Raw genomic sequence first — 17175 nt, forward strand, 5'->3', positions numbered from 1 at the left:
GGGAGGCATAGAAATGACAAACAAAAATAATTATCAAACGTATCAAAACGGTCGAAATGGTCGAAATGATCAAGATGAAGAATCCCCAGAACTTATTGCTGCTAGGCTTGCCTTAATTGGATCAGCACTCGCTACTATAGGAGATGGAATAACGACAATAGCTGCTGGAATCGCATTACAAGCATTAGAAAATCAAAAGAATCAAAACAACAATAATTCCAAAAAGCAAGCAGATCAGTCCAAACAAATTGAACGTTTACAAAAACAAATCGATCAATTGGCAAAGCAAATGGCAAAAAGATAGCATGTTACAATTTAAGAATACTTATAAAAATTTAGATAACCATGAAACTTAACTTATTTGTAAAGTTTCATGGTTTAATCTTGATCAATATGGATATTCGATAATTTCATTAAGTCTTTAAGTAACTGGAAACATTGCTAATACTTGATCAATTTTAAACGTACGATGAGCTTGTTTTGTGAAACAATAAGCCTTAAATGTATCTTCAGAAATAGTCAAGATCTTTACTCGCCTTTTTGTAACTGCACCAGTTTTAGATATATACATAATTGTGACTAATTGATTTCGGTTCATTGCTTTAATCAACCGCTCTATCAGAACATCCCCTCCTTTAATTGTTATATATAGAATATATGTTCCTTTTTTATAGTATTCTTAAAATAAAACAATAATTTCATATCAAAATAGACCTATTTTCTAACTGGAAAATAGGTCTATTACTCGTATGAATACATTTAAAAATTATATTCAGTTATTTTAAACCTTTTTCTTTTAATAACTTTTCTTGTTCCTTTGCTTTCTTTGTAACAATATAACTATTTTTCCAAACACCATAAATGACTAGAACAAAAGGGATTCCATTGAGTAACACTTGATTAAATGCATTAATGGATTCTTGAGAAAACCAATCAAAAGTAACACCTATTGATCGTAGAAATAGTAATATTGCAGATAGTAATCCCCCAAACAATGCGACAATTTGTTTTAACTTATCCGCCGTCAAAGTATTCCTCCATTCAACAATATTTCTTAAAATTTTTGACACCGACAGTAAAACCCCTTAATAGATACTATTCGTTCTAACTATCTAACATTCTTCATATTATGTATTAAACAAAAAATAAAGCGGTAAGTGCTGTACTTTAAAAGATTTACTACAGATAATTTGTATGCAAAACTTAGTACAATTTATAACTCTCAAATCCACCATCTTATTTGTTCATATCCAAAATTTAAAGTCCCACTCCCTTTCTTACCTGAGAATTTAATGTCAGTTTTATACAGCCATCAATTTATTTATCCTTTTAAGCTTCAAATGAATTTCTTTAGAATGAGGATGCATAATTGTGATTCGAATTAAATTTTTTCGATAAAAGAGGGATTTGGTGAAAAATAATGATCAATTTAAAAATCTTCAATCTCAAATCAAAGATTCCAGTAAGTTAGCTGTACTCTCTGCTATATTACAAACTTTAAGTGATGCAGTCGATGTTCTATCAAATTTAGCGGAAATTGAGGAAGAAAGCGAAAGTGTTAAGATTCAGAAAAACAATACGATTCAATTACAACAAATGCAACAGCAAATTCAGCAGTTATCCATTCAATTATCTAGAATTGAACGAAGAATACGCTAAAAAAACTTATTTTTTTATCGCTAAAACAATATACATGTACAACGCGGAACTACTTTTTTAGTTCAGCGTTTATTTTGGTTATAATGGCTAATTAATGGATATATATTAATTTATGAATTAATATTAGGGGTCTTTTACTATTCAGGTAACTACAAAATAGCAAAGGAAACGGAGGGATTTGAGTTGAAAAAGCCAATTGGGGTAACTCTTATCAGTTATTTTTATATTTTTGGAATAACCATTTTAATATTTATGACGTTTTTCCTTCATCAAATTGCAAACGTGTTTGGTTTTACAGATCGATTTGGGTTTCCAAACTTTCCGGAAGAATTGTTTAGAGTACTATTGGCGATTGTTACATTAATCATGATTTATGGTTATATGAATTTAAAAACATGGGGATTTTGGCTAATGATTTTATATTCTATTAGTTTTGGAATAGTTAGTTATCTTATACTACTGTCCTACAATAAGGAACTGTTTATTGGAAACTTTATATGGTCAGCAATTGTCTTAGTTTATTCGATTTCGGTTCACAAATACTTTTTCAATTCAAAATATGTTAAGAAAATTCGATAAAAAATACGCCCATCTCATTCTAATTAGGCTTTTACTATTTCGAAAACTGTCCACTTTCTAAATACAATTTAATAAACTGCACACATTCTTCTTGATTTCGAAAACATTCATGAAATACATCTGATTGCAGCGTTTCAATAAAACGATCAGTTTTTCTAATAGAAATATTAGAAAAGTTAATTTCTTCTCCAGGTACTAAGCTGTTTATTTTTTCGTTAATAGATTTTAAGTTAACTTGTTTTTCAACATATTCAAATAAATCTAATTGCATATTCATTAAGAAATCACTCCCTATGTTTAATTTTCTATACAATTTCCATTTTTCCTGCTTATTTTAATAATGCTTTTTACAATAGACAAGTTCCTAAATTCGCCCAACTTTCATAAGGTATTCATGAGAGGTGATAGGAATTGAATGATAATATGTTTAATGGACAAATGCAGTGCCCTATATTGAATGATTTACAAAAAGCAATGGATGGAGAACATGGAGCAATTTGTTGTTATGAGGTACTGGCTAATCAGGCACCTAACCCTAAAATTAAAAAACGAATTTTAGAGATAAGAGAAGATGAAATTAGACATTATCAAATGTTCTCACACATTTATTTTTGTTTAACAGGACAGTATTATCAACCTAAAAACCCAGCTCCATGTCCTAAAACTTTTAGAGAAGGGATCAATCATGCATTTCATGACGAACAAGAAACAGTCGATTTTTATCATGGAATGGCAAGAAAAATACAGGATCCTTGGATTAGTCATGCATTCTCTGATGCAGCTTCGGATGAACAAAATCATGCTGTATGGTTCTTGTATTTTATGATGAACTGTCACAAATAAAACATAGTATCACTATACAATACATCAAATAATTCTTTACCTATAAAAACCAAAAGGTATCAAGAGTTTATCATTACTCTTGATACCTTTTGTGTACAATCTGAAAACTTTTACAACTAAAAATGACCGTTTATAATCTGATGTAGATGTGTATGGTTATATTTTATAAAAGAAAAAACTTTAGGCACACTCAAAATTCGTCGAAATTGCTTATAGCCTGAAATTAGAAATGTATTATTTGTCGATATAAGGTTTTAAAGCACTGACCCAAATAGCGTAACCAGCTCCATTTAAGTGCAAACCATCTCTTGTATATTTTGGATCCAATTGATTCCCTTTTAGAAATTCATCATGAATATTCACCATAGGAATTTGGTGTTTACTTGCTAGTTGTTGGAGACCTTCGTTTAATTTTATTACTTGAGAATTGTGAACTCTGTATCCATATAGATTGTTATTCACTGGTAAAACTGAAGTAATGATAATTTGTGTATTGGGACTTTTTTGTTCAATATCGGTTAATATTTTATCGTAATTATTTAATGTTTGTTTTTCAGTAAAACCTATTGCAATATCATTCACACCAATCATTAAAACAATACTTTTCGGTTGACCACTTGTGATTGTATCTAATCTTTTTAGAAGACCAACTGTTGTGTCCCCTCCAATACCACGGTTTAAAATTGGTCCTACTGGAAACTCTTCTGACCATTCATTGTATAAAATCATACTATCGCCTAACATGACTGTTGATTCTTTGGTAACTGCAAGGCGCTCAAACAATGTTTGTCGTTGTTCATAGTGTGCAGGTCGTAATACAATGGATTCTGATGTTGTCGTTTTTTTGTCTATTTGCTTTTTCATATGAGCAAAACTATTTGTTTGAATAAGTACTGTAATCAAAGAAGTTAAAAGGACAATATTCACGACAAATGAGATTCTTAAACTTTTTTTCATACGAATCACCCTCTTACAATTTTTCCAGTACCATTTGTAAAGTATATTACATATATAATATTATTTTATCTGTTTAAGTCCTTATAAGCGAATAAAAACCTTACTTTTTTCATTAAACATTTACAAATGTAATATAATCTACTATACCTTGTGCAATTGCTTTCTCTTTTTCAGATAAACAATAATTTTATACTTATCAAAATAGCCCGTATTTCTGTTTCTCCTTCGTGCATAAAATAGTGATTTTTTTATGCCTCTATTTCTTTAAAAAATTTTAACTATCACTTTTGAATACATCCTGTGATTCTTCTCTTTAGATTTTATAACAAAAAATTCTCCACCACTTCAGTTTTCTTATTTTCACTTTCTGATCATCAATCTAATTTTAAGTACTAAACTTAATTCTTTTAGTATAGCTTGTACAACCTTTTAATTAACATTCACACCTTTTCTCCATCTGGTGATTATTTCGCCGGAGTAAATCTTTCTTGTACAACATTCCCCTTTTTCAATGAACGCAATGAACTAGAGAAATTCCGATAAAGTAAACAATAAAAATTCTTAATCTTACATAATACAAAATATCTTTTATTGTAAGCATATTCATTTACCTTCATCGATTCGACATTTATTGCATCGAATCTTCTATTCTTCAAAAAGAACATTTTAGCATACCTCTCCCCATTTCAATTTTCGACAAACGCAGATTAATAAAGTCTAGCTCATAATGTATATTCATTGCAGCAAATCATTTTGTTCTGTTATCTTCATAGCCTTTAATCCTCCAAAATACAAAAATATTGTTGTTTCGTCTTTAACCACCTGATTTAGACGTAAATTTCTATTTTCGTTTTTTTTATTGTAGGATTCGACTTTTGGTTTACTTTTTAATTAAATACTATATTTCGTCATTATTCTTCAATCTATAATTCGACAAAGTATTTTGTTCAAAAGATCAATTGTAAGAACATATAAAGAACTCTATAACATCAAAAAAGCTGAACCATCTATTCATGGCTCAGCTTTTCCATCATTTGCTAGGTTGCAATTGCTAGTATTATGTTAACTAAATATTGTCATAATTGTATGGTTCTTAAAACTAGTCTACCTTCAATGTTGTAAGTTTTATCGGTTATTTATCAATCCACTCTATCAATTCAATACGATTGCCAAATGGATCGTGAATGTAGATTCGATTGGCTCCTGGAAGTAATTGATCTTCTATATACTTCATATGATGATTGGAAAGGTGAATTTTTATCTCTTCGATATTCTCTATTTCAAAAGCTGGATGTGCTTTTTTTGAAGGAGAAAAGGGTTCTTCAATTCCAATATGCACTTGAATATTTCCAAATGCAAACCAAACCCCACCATTTTTCTTTAATGCTTCCGGTTTATCAATTTCTTTAAAATTTAAGATATCTCTAAAAAAATGACGAGCAATCTCTTCACTACCTTTTGGAGCTGCTAATTGAATATGGTCAATCGATTTGAAAATAAACGTCATATTAATCTTCCCCTTTGGTTATAGTGAGGGCCCTTAGTAAATTATAGCATCAATTAATTTGATAAGTAAATTTTATATTAATTATGTTTTATCATAAGTAAATATTATGGGTATTCGAAAAATAAAATAACAAAGGCCACCCTTAATAAGAGCAGCCTCCGTACTATTTATACCTAATGGTTAAGTTAAGATCTGTTAATGTTATGAAATTTGATTATGATCATCATTTTTATAAGTGAATTGCAAGTAGTAATCAATTTGATAGCTAGGATTCATTTTCTATGATTTCTATTTTTTAGACTAAATTTAGAAATAGCCTTACATACTATTAAACTATTTCACTACAATTAATATCAACTCGATTTAATCTGACAAATTATTAGACCTTACACTTATATAATATTGCAGTTAGCTATAAATAATCATTCTAAATTTTACAATTTTTTGAACAAAAAAATCATCTGATTATTTTATGTTTGATTTGATACTGTCATTTTTTATTTACTATTTATCAAATCTTTGATTTTCTCTTCTATCTTATATTGGATTTCATCAACCTTTTTGAAATCAACTGCTTTTTTATAAATTGCCTCTAATTGATCGTGTGATTTTTTTGCTTCGGCTAAGTATGCAGTTCCCTCGTTCATCTTTTCTCGGTATCGAGCTGAAATTGTACTAATTTCTTTCTCATGCATTTCATCTGTTTCGGGATAAATTGCAATTTTGTATAAATCAATGATTTCATCACCTTCACAATCTGGAAAGTATTCATGTGGTGCTGTACTATCAAAAATTGCTATTCCAAGTTCTCGGAAAATGAGCATATCTAAACTGTTTGGATCAAAACCACAATGATAAATTTCCACATCGAACCCTTTGCTCTCTGCTGCATTAGCTATCTTTTTTAATAAGGTTGATTTACCAGATCCAGGTCTCCCTTTAAGAAAGTATCTTTTTCGAATATCTACAGTTAAATTTGGAATGAAGTCAACTGCCCCTTTTGGCGTAGCTGCTCCTAAAAATCGATGGCGAATATTCGATTCCTTATTTAATATAATTTCTCTAAAAAAGAATGTATTTAACTCTTCCGTCAAACTATTTAATTTTTCGTAATCCATATTGGATATATAAATAGACTCCCATTCATCGTGAATCGCTAATGCCTCTGCAAATGCTTGATATGCTAATTCATATGCCTTTTCTTTTTCATTTATATAATGGATCAGTACATCCTTTTTTGCACTAAGTTGCTGTGAATCCCACGCACAGCCTAAATTCACATATTCCTCTATTGCACCAGGTACTTTTGGTTCAATAATATGTGGTGCTGTTCCATCTACAATTCCAATACTTAAAGCAGGAAAAATAATGCCATCTATTGAATCAGAATCCGAAGAACAATGAATATATTCTACATCATATCCTTTTTCTTGAAACGTACGGGCGATATTTTTTATCATAGTAGACTTTCCATTTCCAGGTCCACCTTTTAATATGAACACCTTTTCTAACACAGCAAAGTTAGAATCAAATTGACTATAAAAACCTTTTGCTGTATTACCTCCAGCAAAATAATGCCATTCTTTTCCTGTCACAGTCAATAATTCTCCTCTCAAACGAGATGTGTTTATACGATTAAGGTATGCGAAGGGCATGGCATAGGTGATAGCCTACTCTACATAAAATGGAATTTATTAGATTCATTCCATCAAATGATTTTTTTCAAAAAAAGAAAGAACCCTATTGGTTCTTTCTTCTAGGTATACGATTTTCAATCATATCTTATAAATCCATTTTAGATTTTTAAATGAATCTTTAAATGAAAAATCCGAATTTCCATTTTTTATTTTTTGTTTTTGCTACAGCTAGCGCTATCCATGAGAGACTGTTCTACTCCGATTAATTTCCTCAGTGAAGTCTTCAAGCTAGCATACTCCGACGATCAAGTGTACATAAGATGATAATAAAAATTTACTTTTTCCCTATTTTCTTTAGTACGTACGATATGGGGTAGGAGTGTGATGATAGTGGTGTGGATAATGACCATGATGATGTACTGGGTAATGCACTGGATATGGTGTATGGTAATGGTGATAACCGTGATAGTGAACAGGATGTGTACCATAATGGTGCATGCCATGGTGGTACATTCCGTGGTGATAGCTTCCTTGCGGGTACATGTTTACCATTTGATCGCTCCTTTCTTAAGCATTGTATAAGTATTATATGGATGAAATAATAAAATACCGAGTATGAATGCCTAACTATTTTGATAAATTTTATAGTAAGAATTCATAATAAAAAACCTCCAGACATAAAGTGAAGCATTATGTCTGAAGGTTTCTTCATCCCCACTGATTATTAGTTGAGGCTCACAGGATATGAGTCGCACAGGCATTGCCACAGGACGTAGCAATGTCTGTGTTCATTAATCGATATTTTACGGGTAGTTTATCTCCCTATCTTCTTTGCTTTTGCTGAATTTTGAGGTGAGAGTATTACCGCCTATATTACCGCCCTTTGATGAGAGATAAATTTATCTGGAGGTTCAAATTAAAAGATGAGGCAATTCGAGCTATTCATTGTTCAACAGAATTTACCCAATTATGAATTGAAGCAGAGGTAAAACCAGTATAATTAGAGCCATCTGTTTTAGCTTTTGCATAGTATCCGTTAAAATCCTCTAAAGTTAACCATTTACCATGTGCTTGAACACTTTTTAATGGAATATAGTTTTGGAATAATACGGTTTTCTTCTTATTATTTATATTCCATTTATAGAAATTTGAATCATTTTGTAAAGTATAATAAAATGCATTTTTATCTATTGTGAAGGCCTGTGCATTCATCAAGAATTCATACTTCTTACTTGTTGCAGGATTTTCAAAACGATAGTTCCATGTATGGTCTTTGGCTAATTGTTGGTCTGTGATTAGGAAATAATTTAATCGATAACGATCACCACGATCTGGTAGTGGATCATTCCATGTAATATCTAGGTTGTACCATTTTCCATCTACTTTAACCTTATTCCACGCATGATTTTGTCCGCGAACTTGCCCCGTAATATATTTAGTGTCAATACCTGCTTCAGTCAATAATCGGTAAGCGGCTAAAGCATATCCTTGACACACTGCTTTATGATCAAACAATGCTGCATATGCAGAATGTCCACCGTCTGTTGCATCAGAACTATATGCAATATGCTGTGCTAAATACTTATTTACAAAATAAACCTTTTCAAAATCTGTCATTTGTTTCAAATGATTGGTTTTTACGATTTCTTTAACCTTGTTATTTATCTCTTTTTCTTGTGTTTGTGTTGTTAAATAATAGGCTTCTACTTTTATTTGAACAAAACCCATATTAGATGAAATGTAGTATGAATAACCAGTGAGGTTACCGAATCCATAATTCCCAGTAGAACTTATTTCGTTAATAACGTCTTTGAGCATTTTTTCTGCTTCTTTTGATTTGTATATAGGAAGCTTGGTTGGTATTGTAAACTCTAATTTTACTTGATCCAAATTCCTCAAAATTTCTTGTTTTAATTGTGATTCAGTTGTTATAGCTGGAACATTGTCATAAGCATAAACATTATAACGCCAATATCCAGCTGCCCCTAGACAGATTAAGATTCCTAGTAAAACTGCAAGAAATCTTTTCATCTAATTTTCTCCCTTCAACTGTATTAATCTATAAATAAACGAATTTACTGTTTGAATTTGCTATATTAATAACTATAAATCCAAAATCTCTTATTTGGACAAGTAATTTATGGTACAAAGTCCAATTAAAAAACAGCCTAGACAAAAGTATTAAGTCTAGACTGTATATTTTGATATGAAAGTAATTTTTATTAAACATATTATTCTAGTACTTTCCAATTTGACAAAGCATTTGATCTTTTTCTTTTGGGAATTGGTAAAATGATGATATAATGGTGATACTCTAAAAAGAAGGGAAGATGGGTGGACGATGATTCATTAATCTTATTTTTAACTATTGAAATTCCATTATTTCAATTTACAAAAGTAGGATTAGTCTGCTCATTTTCTATAAATAAGTTAAGCTATTTACTTGAATAGCTTATTTAGGTTACAAAAATGCGACTAATCCTTCCAAATTAACTTGGGAGGATTTTTTTATTCTCCCTTTAGAGAGAGGGATATGATATGCAAGAACTAGTAAAACTTTATAATGTTAGCTTTGAATTTCAAGATCAACTATTGTTTGAGAACATGAATGCTTCCGTTCAAGTAGGAGAAATTATTGGGATTATCGGAAAAAACGGAGCTGGGAAATCTACTCTATTGCAACTGTTACAAGGGAATCTAAAGCCCACAAAAGGACAATTGCAGCACATGCAAAAGCAGATGACAACTTATTATGTAGAACAAGAAGTTGAAAATTATAAATCCGAAGAAATCAATCAGTTAGAGGCAACACTTTTATCAAAATGGAATGTTCCATCTTCGCCCTTTACAGTTTTAAGTGGTGGAGAAAAATTAAAAGCAAGACTAGCCGAGGGATTTTCCAAAAATGTAAATCTATTATTACTCGATGAACCAACCAATCATCTAGATCGAAAAAGTACTGAATTATTGGTTGAACAAATAAAAAATTTTAAAGGTACAATTATTGTTGTTTCCCACGACCGTTATTTTTTAGATATAATTGCTACTAAAATTTGGTCTATTGAGGAGAAACAACTATTCGAACATACTGGAAATTACACTAGCTACATGAAAGAACGAGAACAAAGAAGACAATTACAACAAACCGAATACGAAAAACAACAACGAATGGTGAAACGAGTTGAATCTCAAATTAAAGAATTATCTTCTTGGTCTCAAAAAGCACATGCACAGTCAACTAAAAAAGAAGGATTTAAGGAATACTACCGTGTAAAAGCCAAACGAACAGATTCACAAATTAAATCAAAACAAAAACGCCTTGAAAAAGAACTTGTTAAAACCACAGTAGAAAAAGTATCCCCTGATTATACAGTTGATTTTTCAATTGATATGCAGAAAAAACTTGGAAAACGATTTTTAGAAGTAAAAAATCTAGCAAAGTCATATGGAAATCGAATATTATTCCAAAATACTAACTTTACGATTCAACATGGTGAAAAAATCGCTATTATTGGACCTAATGGCAGCGGGAAAACAACATTCTTGAAAATTTTAATGGGACTTGAGGCTGTTGAGGGGGATGTATGGATTTCTCCTAGTGTAAATATCGGCTATTTAACGCAAGATGTGTTCGATTTGCCACTCACTCAAACACCAGAGGAGTTATTTTATCAAGAAACCTTCGATGCGCGAGGAAAAATTCAAAACTTGATGAAACATCTAGGGTTTACCTCAGATCAGTGGAAAGAACCCATTTCTAATATGAGTATGGGTGAACGCGTAAAGTGCAAGTTAATGACTTATATATTAGAAGAAAAAGATGTCCTAATCTTAGATGAACCAACCAATCACTTAGATTTGCCTTCCAGAGAACAGTTGGAAGAAACCTTAGCTCAATATAACGGTACACTGCTAGTCGTTTCACATGATCTTTATTTCTTAGATAAAATTACAAATAGTAAACTGATCTTTACAAACCATACGATTCAAAAACAATTAGGCTCAACTCATGAAAAAAGAAAAAACTCATCTGAATTAAAATTAAAACTTGAAAATGAAAGACAAGAAGTTTTAGGAAAGCTTAGTTTTTTATCCCCAAATCATAAAGAATACAATTTGCTTGATCAGAGATTTAAGGAATTATCAGAACAAATAAATGAACTTCTTTAATTTAACGTTTGAAGAATAGATTTTAATGAATGAAAAGCAATAAAAAAAGGCCTTACCCACTGAAAATGGTGTTAAGGCCTTTGATTTCTATTCCTATTTGGTAGATTAGTGATTCTCTAACTGTACAGCTTTTTAATAGAGAACTTATTGAACAATATCAGCATTTGTTACAAACTTGCTTTTATCTAACTTGAGCACATTTCGTAAAGTTTTGCTTACTTCATATAAATTTTTTTCCTCTGGAATATAATAGTCAATATTATCCACTCTTTGATCTACACCTTTCATCTCAATTGAATTGATTGAAAGACTTTTTAAGTTTGAATATTGCTTTTGCAGTGTATATAAATCATCCATCGATAAGTCTGTTTCAATATTTTTTCCTAGTATATCTGACAGTTGTCCCACTTTGAAAATTGTTCCAGCAGTCATTGCTTGATCAATTGTTGCTTTTAAAAATTGTCTTTGTCGTTCATCACGCGAATAGGTAACGTCAACACTTCTTTTTCTCATCCTTACAAAAGCAAGTGCTTCTTCTCCTGATAATTTTGCTTTTCCTTTTTTGAAAATAATCTTCTTATTATCATAGATATTTTTTTCCCAGAAGCCTTCTTTAATATCAATGGTTACGCCACCAAGTGCATCTACCGTATCGCGAAAAGCTTCAAAATTAACAGCTATAAAATGATCAATTGGAATATTTAATAATTTTTCGGTAGTTTCTACTTGAAGTTTAGCTGCTCCATATCCCGTTATATCTCCATAGGTGTACGCAGAGTTTATTTTATGTATTCCTGTATATTCTCCTGCATTTTCAATTTTTACTCTAGTATCTCTAGGAATAGTAACCATATTCATTTCCTTTGTATTTGGATCTAATGTCAGCACGATTTGCGTATCTGCTCTGCCATCTTTTTTCTTACTAGAATAATCTTCAATTCCTAATAGCAATATGGAAACCGGATCTTTACTAAAAGTAACATCCTCTTTCCTTAATTCAGACCGATTATTTTCTCGTTTTAAGTTAACTGTTGAATGATCTAAAGCACTTTTCACTTTAAAAAAAGCAAAAGCCCCATAACTAATAGTTACTAGAAGTAATACTATACTAGATCCAATTATCCACCTTAAAGCTTTCTTTTTTTTATTTTTCCGTTTTAAAGCCATTCTACTTGTTCCCATAAAAAAGTCTCCTTATAATTATGAAGTCCTTTTAAAAATTCATACTAATACGGTGAAAACCAAATGAAGGTATGTAAACAGATTGATAGAGAATATAGACATAATACCAGTGTTAGAACTCGTTTGTGTGTAATGATAAATTTCTCTACTTTAGACCACCATCTATCTTTACAAATCAATAATACATTGAGGAATATCAATACAAAGAATAGACCCGGAAAAGCTAAAAACAAACTAAAATCTCCAATAGCTAATAGCGCTTCTACAAATAGCATATAGCCAAATAGCTGTAGCTTGTCAGTGTATAACTGACAATTTAACATCCACTTTTCAAAACAAAGTTTTATCCTTGTAATAAAGACCACTCCAATTCTTGCATTTGAATATTTGGATTTTTTTCATTTATAAACATATTATAACAAAAAAGATTAAAGCCAACATCAAAATAACATGGTGCTGACTCTATATTATTTTCTTCATTTAAATAAACTTCATATATCCCCATATAATGAAAATGCCTAATCCCACAAAGAGTAAAGCGTGTCCAAATGAAGATTGTTTTACAGCTTCAATAAAAATTTCTTTAATCGTCACGATTACAATAATACCTAAAGCAAAGCTAATAATAAAAGCCCACAATATAGGATATTTCATTCCTATTAAACTTCCTACTATTGATCCTAAAGCTACTGGTAATGAAACAATACTTGTGATTAACAAGAACATTTTAAATCGAAGCCCTGCTAAAAAAAGTGGTATAAACATCGCAATACCTTCAGGAATATTATGCAAAATAAGTGCTTGGAGAATAGGTTTACTTATACCAATATTCTGACTTGCTCCAAAGGCAATACCTAGTGGAAAATTATGTATCGTAATACTAATTGCCAATAGAAATCCGGTTTGAATTAATCGATCCTTTTGTAGGTTTTCTGTTGAGATTGTAAATTTATGTGAGAATTCATGTATTTTAAAAAAGCTTAATATTCCTACAAAGACTCCAACTGTAAAGATAATTTTTCCTCCCAGATCAATACTTTCAGGTGCAATCTCTAAACAAACTAATCCTATAATTAACCCTGTACATAGAGCATTAATTGTTGAAACTTTTCCCTGTAGCTTTTTAAAAAATATAGCTAGTACTCCCCCAAAACCAAAGCCTATTGCTGTAGCCAAAAAACCAACAGCTCCTACATAGTACATATAATCCCTCCATCTCTTGACTATACACATATATGGGGAAATATTAGGATTTATTCAGGGGGAATAGATTAAAAAATTAATTTCACATGACAAAGCACTTTTACTATTTCCTTACTTTTGAAATGGTCATTCTATCATCAATCGGAATAAGTATGAACTCTAATAAAGAATCGTTAGCAACCGTTTTATTAGAATTATTTCCTTTCGAACGTTCACCACGATCCTGATATTAAGTGAAAGAGCTATTCTATTGAATTTCCAGATTGGAAACTATCCTGAATAGCTATTTTTATAATATGTTATTGATCAGTTGAAGCTTTTCCAAAAATCATCTTCAATAGTGGTGGTGTCACAATTGTTGTTATAACAACAACTATAATCATTGGTGTGTAATATTCAGCTGGCAATAATTTATTATCTAGCCCCATAGCTGCAATGATTAGCGCTACTTCCCCACGAGAAATCATGCCTGCTCCAATCCCCATTGATGACTTTGTGTGAAAGCCTGATATCCGAGCCCCGAACCCTGATCCAATGAATTTCGAAAGGATTGCAATGAATGAAAAGACAATAATCATTCCTAATTGATCCCCGATTCCCTTAAATGACACGGATAGTCCAATACTAACAAAGAATATAGGGACAAAAATGCCATAAGCAATTGGTTCGATCTTACTTTCAATATTCTTTTTGAAATTTGTTTGAGAAATAGCAATACCAGCAACAAACGAACCAATAATTCCTGCGATTCCAAAATACTCAGCAAAATAAGCAAACCCAAAACAAATGATTAAAGCTCCACTTAACAAAGTTTCTGTTACTTTAAATTTGGAGAAAATTTTTAAGAATATTGGAACTAACCATTTAGAAGCTAAAATAATAATAACGAAGAAAAGAATTTTCTTCACAATTAACAATGATATACTCACGTCTGAATTACCAAAGAAGCTCATCGCAACTGCTAATAAAACAACTACGATAATATCATCTAATACAGCTGCACCAAGTAAAGTTGCACCTTCTTTACTATTCAACCATCCTAATTCTCGCAATGTTTGAACTGAAATGCTGACAGATGTTGCAGATAATAATAATCCAATGAAAATCCCTTCAGCTGTAGATAATCCAAAATATACAGCTCCTAAGTATCCCATTATAATTGGTGCAATAATCCCACCGACTGCAACTAGTAGCGCAGCTTTTTTATTTCGATTTAAATCTTCCAGATTCGTTTCAAGTCCAGCTAAAAACATTAGTAGTAGCACACCAATATTACTGAAAGTCTTAAGTACTTCCGTATCTTGTACCCAACCTAGTATGGCTGGTCCTAAAATAATACCAACAATTATTTTCCCTAGAACAGATGGTTGACCAAGCCTCACACTGATGTGACCTGCAATTTTTGTTGCAAATAAAATGATGACAATTTGAAGAATAAACAAATCATTTCCTCCCTTAATATTTTAGTTTAACCAGCGCTGGGGGTTTTTACATACAATACTCCGTTAATTTAAGATTGTCTGCTTCAACAAGATCCATTAACAGAAACTACATAAAAAAACACATGGTGGGGCCAGATTGACTGACTCCACCATGTGTTACGTTCAAATATTTGATTTAACTTTATATTACAGCATATTTTGAAGTTTGTAAAATCATATCTCGTAAACAATCAAACTAGTTCTCTTTTATTTGATCCCCTTTGCTTTTTTATATCAGCGCTTTCACACGTTAACTTTTCAAGATTCAATTTTTGATCTACAACTACAACATGTGTCTATAAACTATAATTTTTTTATTTACTTTTTATTAACTTTTCAATCACATCGGCTAATAGATCTGTTGTTCTATATTCTTCTTCCAATGTATTTTCAGCTCCACCGATATCTACAAGAACTGATTGATCCTTTAAATCTAGATTATACGTACTTTGCCGTGTTCCCATGTCTTTTACCACTACTCCTCGTGATAATCCCGGAAAATTTGTTTCCATAATGCGATGAAGCTTTTTCGCAAATTTCTCATTTTCTTTATAGTGATCACTTGAATGAGAGACGACAAAGTTTACTTTTGCATAATTTTTTCCTTTAATCTTTACAGTTGTTATTTTACGTTCGGCTGAATCTCTGTGAATATCGAATATCATTTCAATCTTTGAATTTTTTTTAAGAATATCATCTACTATTCCTCTAGAAACTTCATAAGAGCTAGGAAATGGTAAGCCTTTTTTCTTTAGAATTCTAAAAATATTACTCGTATCTTGAATGTTAGGGATGTTTTTTTCTTCTAATTTTTCGCTTAACCTTTTTCCCACTAAAGTGATATTCTGCTTGTCATCATATACATTCTCCTTGTTGGTAATCGATTTAAATGATTCATAATTATGTGTATGATGAATTAATACTAGGGGTTGGCTTTTGTTAGCTACTGACGATGAGTTAGTATTTATTGTAGAATGTTCTGCTTGATCTAAGAATGAATTACCTGTAATTGTAACGATCGACATCATAACAACCGCACATAAAAGTAATCCGCTCGATACAATGGATATCTTTTTATAAACTTTTTTTCTTTTCAATTTTCTGGCTGCTTTTCTAAGCTTCTCTTCTGTAGATTGAACAAAATTTTTGTTTGGTGTTAGAGGATACGTTCTCTTTATAAGGTCAAATAATTCCTTATCATTTTGCATTTTGTATTACCTCCTCCATTTCAAAATTCAACTTCTTTTTAAGGTCTTTTAGAGCTCGGTGATAACTAACCTTTACTTTTGACTCATTGCATTGAAGAATTTCAGCTGTTTCCTTTATGGAAAATTCATTTATTCCTCTTAGAATAACAACTGCCCGATAATGTGGTTTCAGTTTTGATATTGCTGCATGAACTAACTTTCTTGTTTCATATTGTTCCATTACTTCGCTAGGTTCTTTATCCGCTGAGAAGAATTGTGTAAAAAATCCTGCTGTAAAAAGCCCTACTAATCGCTTTTTTCGATAATGATCAATAGATACATGTTTGGCTATAGAGAAAATCCATGTCTTTAAATGATTTACTTTGTGTAGATTGGAATAATTATTTAATACACGTATAAAAACCTCTTGCGTCATATCCTCTGCTTCACTTTGATTACCTGAAAAACAAATCAGAAATCGATAGACATCTAAATAATATTGACGATATATTTCACTAATCCGATCATCTAAATGCTCCATATTAAGCAAACCTTCACCTCCTTTTTCCATTTTCATATATTAATCGTTTGAGACGAAGAAAAAGTTACAACTAATACCATTATGTAATGTATTTAATAATTGAAGACTGAATCATGTGTTTTCTATTTGCCAATATAGTATTGGTTATGCAATAATAATATCAAGAACAAATGTTCTATATTTTTAATTTTCCTTTAAGTCAAAACTCTATTCACATCTTAAATTATAA

General features: G+C 31.0%; 18 protein-coding genes. 6 read left to right on the forward strand and 12 right to left on the reverse strand.

Features of this window, described 5'->3' with window-relative positions:
* Positions 1-13: 13 nt before the first annotated feature.
* Positions 14-304, forward strand: a complete 291-nt coding sequence (locus CEF14_RS08165; protein WP_245890110.1) for a translation initiation factor 2 — start codon at positions 14-16, stop codon at positions 302-304.
* A 117-nt stretch (positions 305-421) separates the two neighbouring features.
* Here the strand turns inward: CEF14_RS08165 and CEF14_RS08170 are convergent, their stop codons facing one another.
* Positions 422-598: a WYL domain-containing protein gene (locus tag CEF14_RS08170; protein ID WP_245890111.1), complete on the reverse strand. Its 177-nt coding sequence runs from the start codon at positions 596-598 to the stop codon at positions 422-424.
* 178 nt (positions 599-776) lie between these two features.
* The gene (locus CEF14_RS08175; protein WP_245890112.1) at positions 777-1070 is read right to left on the reverse strand and encodes a phage holin; all 294 of its coding nucleotides are present in this window, start codon (positions 1068-1070) and stop codon (positions 777-779) included.
* Positions 1071-1410: 340 nt separating this feature from the next.
* Here CEF14_RS08175 and CEF14_RS08180 point away from each other — a divergent pair, with 340 nt between their 5' ends.
* Entirely contained in the window at positions 1411-1659 is a 249-nt protein-coding gene (locus CEF14_RS08180) for a hypothetical protein (RefSeq protein ID WP_102692399.1), read from the forward strand.
* A gap of 183 nt (positions 1660-1842) precedes the next feature.
* Positions 1843-2238: a hypothetical protein gene (locus tag CEF14_RS08185; protein ID WP_102692400.1), complete on the forward strand. Its 396-nt coding sequence runs from the start codon at positions 1843-1845 to the stop codon at positions 2236-2238.
* 34 nt (positions 2239-2272) lie between these two features.
* Here the strand turns inward: CEF14_RS08185 and CEF14_RS08190 are convergent, their stop codons facing one another.
* On the reverse strand, positions 2273-2515 hold the full coding sequence (locus CEF14_RS08190) for a hypothetical protein (protein ID WP_102692401.1): 243 nt from the start codon (positions 2513-2515) through the stop codon (positions 2273-2275).
* A 146-nt stretch (positions 2516-2661) separates the two neighbouring features.
* Here CEF14_RS08190 and CEF14_RS08195 point away from each other — a divergent pair, with 146 nt between their 5' ends.
* Positions 2662-3081, forward strand: a complete 420-nt coding sequence (locus CEF14_RS08195) for a ferritin family protein (RefSeq protein WP_211284657.1) — start codon at positions 2662-2664, stop codon at positions 3079-3081.
* 234 nt (positions 3082-3315) lie between these two features.
* Here CEF14_RS08195 and CEF14_RS08200 read toward each other — a convergent pair whose 3' ends face one another.
* From CEF14_RS08200 to CEF14_RS08210, 3 genes are all read right to left on the reverse strand, one after another.
* Complete coding sequence (locus CEF14_RS08200; RefSeq protein ID WP_102692402.1) at positions 3316-4038, reverse strand: GDSL-type esterase/lipase family protein; 723 nt, start codon at positions 4036-4038, stop codon at positions 3316-3318.
* Positions 4039-5170: 1132 nt separating this feature from the next.
* Positions 5171-5545: a VOC family protein gene (locus CEF14_RS08205; protein WP_102692403.1), complete on the reverse strand. Its 375-nt coding sequence runs from the start codon at positions 5543-5545 to the stop codon at positions 5171-5173.
* 497 nt (positions 5546-6042) lie between these two features.
* Complete coding sequence (locus CEF14_RS08210) at positions 6043-7140, reverse strand: PRK06851 family protein (protein ID WP_102692404.1); 1098 nt, start codon at positions 7138-7140, stop codon at positions 6043-6045.
* A gap of 437 nt (positions 7141-7577) precedes the next feature.
* Between CEF14_RS08210 and CEF14_RS08215 the strand changes: the two genes are divergently transcribed.
* Complete coding sequence (locus CEF14_RS08215) at positions 7578-7784, forward strand: hypothetical protein (protein ID WP_102692405.1); 207 nt, start codon at positions 7578-7580, stop codon at positions 7782-7784.
* A 340-nt stretch (positions 7785-8124) separates the two neighbouring features.
* On the opposite strand, the gene CEF14_RS08220 is transcribed toward CEF14_RS08215, so the two are convergent.
* On the reverse strand, positions 8125-9213 hold the full coding sequence (locus CEF14_RS08220; protein ID WP_102692406.1) for a transglutaminase domain-containing protein: 1089 nt from the start codon (positions 9211-9213) through the stop codon (positions 8125-8127).
* 507 nt (positions 9214-9720) lie between these two features.
* Here CEF14_RS08220 and abc-f point away from each other — a divergent pair.
* Positions 9721-11352, forward strand: a complete 1632-nt coding sequence (gene abc-f / locus CEF14_RS08225; protein WP_102692407.1) for a ribosomal protection-like ABC-F family protein — start codon at positions 9721-9723, stop codon at positions 11350-11352.
* A gap of 144 nt (positions 11353-11496) precedes the next feature.
* Here the strand turns inward: abc-f and CEF14_RS08230 are convergent, their stop codons facing one another.
* The 5 genes from CEF14_RS08230 to CEF14_RS08250 all read right to left on the reverse strand — a co-directional run bounded on the left by CEF14_RS08230 (position 11497) and on the right by CEF14_RS08250 (position 16946).
* On the reverse strand, positions 11497-12534 hold the full coding sequence (locus tag CEF14_RS08230) for an LCP family protein (RefSeq protein ID WP_102692408.1): 1038 nt from the start codon (positions 12532-12534) through the stop codon (positions 11497-11499).
* 480 nt (positions 12535-13014) lie between these two features.
* Positions 13015-13737: a ZIP family metal transporter gene (locus tag CEF14_RS08235; protein ID WP_170061489.1), complete on the reverse strand. Its 723-nt coding sequence runs from the start codon at positions 13735-13737 to the stop codon at positions 13015-13017.
* 299 nt (positions 13738-14036) lie between these two features.
* Complete coding sequence (locus CEF14_RS08240; protein ID WP_102692410.1) at positions 14037-15179, reverse strand: cation:proton antiporter; 1143 nt, start codon at positions 15177-15179, stop codon at positions 14037-14039.
* Between the two features lie 353 nt (positions 15180-15532).
* Positions 15533-16426 (reverse strand): stage II sporulation protein P, encoded by an 894-nt coding sequence (spoIIP, locus tag CEF14_RS08245; protein ID WP_102692411.1) that lies wholly within the window; start codon positions 16424-16426, stop codon positions 15533-15535.
* Entirely contained in the window at positions 16416-16946 is a 531-nt protein-coding gene (locus CEF14_RS08250) for an RNA polymerase sigma factor (protein WP_245890251.1), read from the reverse strand. Before CEF14_RS08250 ends, spoIIP begins: the two co-directional genes overlap by 11 nt.
* Positions 16947-17175: the final 229 nt, after the last annotated feature.

The organism is Rummeliibacillus pycnus, from assembly GCF_002884495.1.
In the GTDB taxonomy this organism is placed as follows: Bacteria; Bacillota; Bacilli; order Bacillales_A; family Planococcaceae; genus Rummeliibacillus; species Rummeliibacillus pycnus.

Bases quoted from the DNA above. Each gene is read 5' to 3' on its own strand.
- CEF14_RS08190 (WP_102692401.1), bottom strand. From the start codon at position 2,515: ATGAATATGCAATTAGATTTATTTGAATATGTTGAAAAACAAGTTAAC.
- CEF14_RS08170 (WP_245890111.1), bottom strand. From the start codon at position 598: ATGAACCGAAATCAATTAGTCACAATTATGTATATATCTAAAACTGGT.
- CEF14_RS08205 (WP_102692403.1), bottom strand. From the start codon at position 5,545: ATGACGTTTATTTTCAAATCGATTGACCATATTCAATTAGCAGCTCCA.
- CEF14_RS08235 (WP_170061489.1), bottom strand. From the start codon at position 13,737: ATGTACTATGTAGGAGCTGTTGGTTTTTTGGCTACAGCAATAGGCTTT.
- abc-f (WP_102692407.1), top strand. From the start codon at position 9,721: ATGCAAGAACTAGTAAAACTTTATAATGTTAGCTTTGAATTTCAAGAT.
- CEF14_RS08250 (WP_245890251.1), bottom strand. From the start codon at position 16,946: ATGGAGCATTTAGATGATCGGATTAGTGAAATATATCGTCAATATTAT.
- CEF14_RS08165 (WP_245890110.1), top strand. From the start codon at position 14: ATGACAAACAAAAATAATTATCAAACGTATCAAAACGGTCGAAATGGT.
- CEF14_RS08220 (WP_102692406.1), bottom strand. From the start codon at position 9,213: ATGAAAAGATTTCTTGCAGTTTTACTAGGAATCTTAATCTGTCTAGGG.
- CEF14_RS08230 (WP_102692408.1), bottom strand. From the start codon at position 12,534: ATGGGAACAAGTAGAATGGCTTTAAAACGGAAAAATAAAAAAAAGAAA.
- CEF14_RS08200 (WP_102692402.1), bottom strand. From the start codon at position 4,038: ATGAAAAAAAGTTTAAGAATCTCATTTGTCGTGAATATTGTCCTTTTA.
- CEF14_RS08195 (WP_211284657.1), top strand. From the start codon at position 2,662: ATGTTTAATGGACAAATGCAGTGCCCTATATTGAATGATTTACAAAAA.
- spoIIP (WP_102692411.1), bottom strand. From the start codon at position 16,426: ATGCAAAATGATAAGGAATTATTTGACCTTATAAAGAGAACGTATCCT.